The sequence below is a fragment of the Actinomadura sp. GC306 genome, from assembly GCF_004348665.1.
Lineage (GTDB): Bacteria > Actinomycetota > Actinomycetes > Streptosporangiales > Streptosporangiaceae > Spirillospora.
In genome coordinates this window covers 1-5,538 of record NZ_SMKM01000368.1, presented here as the reverse complement: position 1 = coordinate 5,538, position 5,538 = coordinate 1, and the positions used below count along the sequence as shown (strand labels likewise).

General features: G+C 71.5%; 6 protein-coding genes. 2 read left to right on the top strand and 4 right to left on the bottom strand.

Going from position 1 to position 5,538, the window contains the following annotated elements:
* Nucleotides 1-126: 126 nt before the first annotated feature.
* The 4 genes from E1200_RS30845 to E1200_RS30830 all read right to left on the bottom strand — a co-directional run bounded on the left by E1200_RS30845 (nucleotide 127) and on the right by E1200_RS30830 (nucleotide 3,192).
* Nucleotides 127-861, bottom strand: coding sequence for an ABC transporter permease (locus tag E1200_RS30845; protein WP_131955764.1), 735 nt, complete (start codon nucleotides 859-861; stop codon nucleotides 127-129).
* Complete coding sequence (locus tag E1200_RS30840) at nucleotides 858-1,568, bottom strand: ABC transporter ATP-binding protein (RefSeq protein WP_243708978.1); 711 nt, start codon at nucleotides 1,566-1,568, stop codon at nucleotides 858-860. Before E1200_RS30840 ends, E1200_RS30845 begins: the two co-directional genes overlap by 4 nt.
* Before the next feature lie 125 nt (nucleotides 1,569-1,693).
* Nucleotides 1,694-2,311 carry a TetR family transcriptional regulator gene (locus E1200_RS30835; protein WP_131955760.1) on the bottom strand — a complete coding sequence of 206 codons (618 nt, stop codon included), beginning with the start codon at nucleotides 2,309-2,311 and terminating at the stop codon, nucleotides 1,694-1,696.
* Nucleotides 2,308-3,192, bottom strand: a complete 885-nt coding sequence (locus E1200_RS30830) for a sugar phosphate isomerase/epimerase (protein WP_131955758.1) — start codon at nucleotides 3,190-3,192, stop codon at nucleotides 2,308-2,310. The genes E1200_RS30835 and E1200_RS30830 overlap by 4 nt, the downstream gene beginning before the upstream one ends.
* A gap of 165 nt (nucleotides 3,193-3,357) precedes the next feature.
* On the opposite strand from E1200_RS30830, the gene E1200_RS30825 reads away from it, so the two are divergent.
* Complete coding sequence (locus tag E1200_RS30825; protein ID WP_131955756.1) at nucleotides 3,358-4,068, top strand: class I SAM-dependent methyltransferase; 711 nt, start codon at nucleotides 3,358-3,360, stop codon at nucleotides 4,066-4,068.
* Between the two features lie 44 nt (nucleotides 4,069-4,112).
* On the top strand, nucleotides 4,113-5,243 hold the full coding sequence (locus tag E1200_RS30820) for an alpha/beta hydrolase (protein WP_131955754.1): 1,131 nt from the start codon (nucleotides 4,113-4,115) through the stop codon (nucleotides 5,241-5,243).
* Nucleotides 5,244-5,538 lie beyond the last annotated feature (295 nt).

The following is a 5,538-nucleotide window of genomic DNA, read 5'->3' as shown; positions in this document are numbered from 1 at the left end:
GTAAACCGAACCCCACCCCCAAGGGTCCCCGCCCACCGAATCCGTTGACTTGCGGCGTGTTGTTGTTATGACGCGCTCCATAACAACAACACGCCGCAAGTCAACGAGTTCCGGGGCAGGGACGCGCTAGACGGTTCTGCGGCGGAGGGTCACGGCGCCCAGCAGGAGGGCGACTAGCGTGAAGGCGGCTATGACGGTTACGTCCAGGGCGAGGGTGGCGGTGAACTCGGTGCGGGTGCTGATCTCTCGCATGCCTTCCACCGCGTAGGAGAGCGGCAGGACGTCCGAGATCGCCTGGAGCCAGGCCGCCATGTCGTCGCGCGGGACGATCAGCCCGCACAGCAGCAGCTGCGGCAGGACGAAGGCGGGCATGAACTGCACGGCCTGGAACTCCGTCCGGGCGAAGGCGCTGGCGAAAAGGCCGAGCGACATGCCGAGCAGGGCGTCCAGGACGGCGACGAGCACCAGGGAGCCGAGCGAACCGCTCAGGTCGAGGCCGAGCCAGGTCAGCGAGATCAGCAGCACGACGCCCACCTGGACCAGCGCGATCACCCCGAAGGCGAGGGCGTAGCCGAGCAGGAGGTCGAGCTTGCCGAGCGGCATGGTCATGAGCCGTTCCAGGGTGCCGCTCGTCCGCTCCCGGAGCGTGGCGACGCTGGTCACGACGAACATGACGGTGAACGGGAACAGGCCGAGCAGCATCGGCCCGATCCGGTCGAAGAGCATCGGCTCGTCGAACACGTACCGCAGCAGGATCATCAGCAGCGCCGGCACGGCGACGAGCAGGGCGAGGGTGCGGTGGTCGTGCCTGAGCTGCACCAGGATGCGGCGCGCCGTGGCGAGGGTGATCGCGATGCTCATGCGGGGCTCCCGGCCGTCTCGGCGATCAGGTGGAGGAACGCCTCTTCGAGGTCGGACGTGCCGGTGCGGGAGCGCAGGCCGTCCGGTGTCCCGTCGGCGAGGACCCGGCCCTCGCGCATGAGGAGGAGCCGGTCGGTGCGGCCGGCCTCGTCCATGACGTGGCTGGACACGATGAGGGTGCGGCCTTGGTCGGCGAGCCCGCGGAACAGTCCCCACAGCTCTTGGCGCAGCACCGGGTCGAGGCCCACGGTCGGCTCGTCCAGGACGAGGAGTTCGGGCTCGCCCAGCAGCGCGACGGCGAGGTTGACGCGGCTGAGCTGGCCGCCGGACAGCGTGGCGGCGACCTGGTCGCGCCTCGGGCCGAGCCCCACCTCGTCGACGACGCGGTCCACGTCGCCGCGCGGGGCGCCCAGGACGGAGGCGAAGTAGCGCAGGTTCTCGGCGACGGTGAGGTCGGCGTACACGGCGGGCGTCTGCGTCGCGTACCCGACGCGGCGCCGCAGGCCGGGCGAGCCGGCGGGCTCGCCGAGGACGGTCACGGTGCCGCCCTTGACGATCTGCACGCCGACCAGTGCCCGCAGCAGCGTGCTCTTCCCGCAGCCGCTCGGGCCGAGCAGTCCCACGACCGAGCCCCGCGGCACGTCGCAGGTGATCCCGTGCAGGACCTCGCGGCCCCCGCGCACGACCCGCAGGTCCCGCACGCTCACCGCCGGACTAGATTTCATCATGTGTTGAATTTATGCGGACGCGCCGAGCCCGGTCAAGGGCATCGGGCAAGAGGAAAGGAGGCTGTCCGGATCAGGGCACGAGCCGGATCAGGGCACGGGCCGGATCAGGGCACGAGGTAGCGCTGCAGGGTGGGCGCGAGCAGCTCGACCAGCTCGTCCTCGGAGGCGGAGGCCAGCGGCTCGACCCGCACCACGTGGCGCAGGATCATCACGCCGATCATCTGGCCGGCGGCGGCCTGGATCCCCAGGGCGGGCGCGTCGGTGGCCTCCTTGGCCCGCCCGAACAGGGCGGCCGTGACGAACTCGCGCAGCAGCACCGCCGCCCGCTCGTTGGTCATCGCGGAGCGCAGCATGGCCAGCAGCGGCGCGCGGCGCTCATCGTCCCCCCAGATCTCCAGGAAGACGCGGACCATCGTCTCGCCGAGCCGGTCCCTGGGCGCGGCCAGGATCCGCGGAAGCACGACGGCCGGGTCGGCGGGAAAGCGCATCGCCTCGACGAACACGCCCTCCTTGTTGCCGAAGAAGTGGTGGACGAGCGCCGGATCGACCCCGGCAGCGCGGGCGATGGCGCGCAGCGACGCGCCGTCGTACCCCTTCTCGGCGAACAGGGTGCGCGCCTCGGCGAGGATCTTCTCGCGGGTCTCGGTGGGGCCGGGCCGCCGTCCGGGCCCCCGTGCCGTGGGCTTCTTCGCGGTCTCGTCCCCGGTGCGCGCGCCGGTCACCGCACGCCCCGGCGGCTGATCTCCCCCGCCGAGGTCACCTCCCAGGTGTACGGGGCGGCGGCGAGGTGCAGGCGGGCGAAGGCCAGCGCCTCGGCGAGGTCCTCCATCCGCTCGACGCGGCTGGACGCGCGGCGGGTGTTGACCTCCAGGACGATGTGCCCGCGGAAGCCGCTCTCGGCGAGGTTCTCCAGCATCGGCCCGCAGGGCTGGTTCCCGCGGCCGGGCACGAGGTGCTCGTCCTTGTTGGTGATGCCCACGCCATCTGCGAGGTGGATGTGCCGCAGGCGGTCGCCCAGCCTCGCGGCCATGTCGAGGGAGTCCGAGCCGGACACGGCGGTGTGGGACAGGTCGAGGGTGACGTACGGAAAGTCCTGGTCGACGGGGTTCCAGTCGGGCAGATACATGCCCGCCTCGGCTCCACGCGCCTTCAACGGGAACATGTTCTCCACCGCGAACAGCACGTCCGTCTCCTCCTGCATACGGGCGAGGCCCTCGACGAACTCTTTCGCGTAATCGCGCTGCCAGCGGAACGGCGGATGGACGACGACGACCTCCGCACCCAGTTCCTCTGCGACCTCCTTGGAGCGGACGAGCTTGCCCCAGGGCTCACGTCCCCAGACCCGCTGCGTGAGCAGCAGGCAAGGCGCGTGGATCGACTTGATGGGCATCTGGTGGTAGTCCGACAGCCGGCGCAGGACGTTCAGGTCCTGCGACGAGGCGTCCGTCGAGACCATGACCTCGATGCCGTCGTAGCCCAGCAGCGCGGCGATCTCGAACGCGCTCGGCACCTTTTCCGGGTATACCGACGCGGTGGAGAGCGTGATCGGCGCGTCCGGAACGCGGAGGGCCGGTGAAGAGACGCCGTTGTGCTGCGGAGTCAAGGCTTCCTCGCCAGGAATGGTCGCTTCGTGATGTTCGCAGGGGCGATGTACGCAAGGCAAAGCCTATGCGGCCACGGCCGTGATGAAACCCTCGCCACGCGTGATACCGATTGCTCTCCGTGATCTTGACCGGGCGGCGGGTGTCGGTGACTACCCTCTGGTCCCGTGGCCGAGATCGCCCGGGGCGCCGTGCCGAGCCCCAACATCTGGAACTCTCCCCGGATCTACGAGCTGGAGAACCGCGCCGTCGACCCGGACGGGATCCTCGCCGACGCGATGCGCGCCGTCCGGCCGTGGAAGGGGGCGGACGTCCTCGACGTCGGCTGCGGCACCGGCTACCACCTGCCGTTCTTCGCCGAGGACGCGAACCGGGTGATCGGCGTGGAACCGCACGCGGGCCTCGCGTCCGCCGCCGCCCGCCGGGTCCGCGACCTGCCGGGCGTCACCGTCCGGGTCGGCGCGGCGCAGGCGCTGCCGCTCCCGGACGCCTCGGTCGACGTCGCCCACGCCCGCTGGGCCTACTTCTTCGGGCCGGGCTGCGAACCCGGCCTCGCCGAACTCGCCCGGGTCGTCCGGCGCGGCGGCGCGATCTTCATCATCGACAACGACGCCACGCGCTCCACGTTCGGCCGCTGGTTCCGGCGGAGCCTGCCGAAGTACGACCCGGAGGCCGTGGAGCGCTTCTGGACGCGGCACGGCTTCAACCGGGAACCGCTGACGATCCGGTGGTCGTTCCAGCGCCGGGAGGACCTCGCCGCCGTCCTCGGCATCGAGTTCCCGCCCGACCTCGCCGAAGCCTGCCTGCGCGAACAGGACGGCCGGGACACGCCCCTTGAAGTGGACTATGGCGTTAATTTGTGGTGGCGTTGCCCCTGAAAGTTACTGACTGGTTGGTCATTGCCGGAACGGAGGAACGGACCATGGGCCGTGCCGCCAGGACGAGCCGCGTCGCTCCCGCCGAGCAGCCCCGCAGCGGCCGCGCCGCTCTCTGGAAGGGCCTCGGCGGCCTGCTCGCCGTCACGGCCGCCGGCGCGGCCGGCGCCGGCGCAGGGCTCGCCGTCCAGCGCCGCGCCATGCGGCGCCTGCAACTGCGGCCCGACCCGCACGCGGGCGAGCCGTTCGGATCGCTGCGCGGCCGCCCCGTCGCCGTCCGCGCCGACGACGGCACCCGCCTCTACGCCGAGATCGACGGGGACGACCGCACCGACCTCGCCGTCGTGTTCTGCCACGGCTGGACCCTCACCCAGGACTCCTGGCACTTCCAGCGCAAGGCCCTGCGCGGCCTCGGCCGCCTCGTCTTCTGGGACCAGCGCGGCCACGGCCGCTCCGACGGCGGCGCCCGCGACGGCTACACCGTCGCCCGGCTGGCCGCCGACCTCGCCGCCGTCATCGACGCGACCGTCCCCGCGCAGACGCCCGTCGTCCTCGTCGGGCACTCCATGGGCGGCATGACGATCATGAAGTTCGCGGACGAGAACCCCGAGCTGTTCGGCCGCAAGATCGTCGCGACGGGGCTGCTCTGCACGTCGTCCGCCGCCCTCGGCGAGGTCACCCTCGGCATGCCGGCCCTGCTCGCCCGCGTCAGCCAGCGCGTCATGCCGCGCGCCCTCGCCGCCCTCGGCGCCGGCTCCGGCGCCGTCGAGAAGGTCCGCCACTTCGGCCGCGGCTCCGCCGTCCTCGTCGAGGACCGCATCGCCTTCGGCCCGGACGCCAGCCCCGCCGCGGTCGCGTTCGCCGAGCAGATGATGTCCGAGACCCGCATGGACGCCTTCGCCGGCTACCTCCACTCGATGATCACCACGGACGTGATCAGCGACTGCGCGGCGCTCGCGGGGGCCGACAACCTCGTCCTCGGCGCCGAGAACGACCTCCTCACCCCCGCCGAGCACAGCCTCCGCATCGCCGGCTGCATCCCCGACTCCCGCCTGGAGATCATCCCGGGCGCCGGCCACATGGCCATGATGGAACGCCCCAGCGTCGTCAACGACCACCTAGGCGACCTCATCGCCCGAGCTGCGTCTCATGGCAGTGCCCTCGGCGTCAGGCGCTAGAGCGCCTTCCTTCAACGGGCACTGCGCGCGATCGCTGCATCGCTCCGACTCGCCCTGGGGGCTCGCTGCGCGATCAGGCTTCTTGCTTCGCTCGAAGCCTGCCTTCGGACGCGATCGCAGGCGTTGAGGTCGTTGCGGGGTTGGTGCGGTGGCTGAGGTCTCCAGGCCCGGGGCATCGCCTCGGCTTCGGCGCTGGCGCGCCTGGCCTCGTAAATGGCTGGCTCGCTTCGGCTCGCCGTGTGATCTGGTTTCGGGGATCTGCCTTGGACGCGATCGCGGGGGGCCGGGGTTGGGC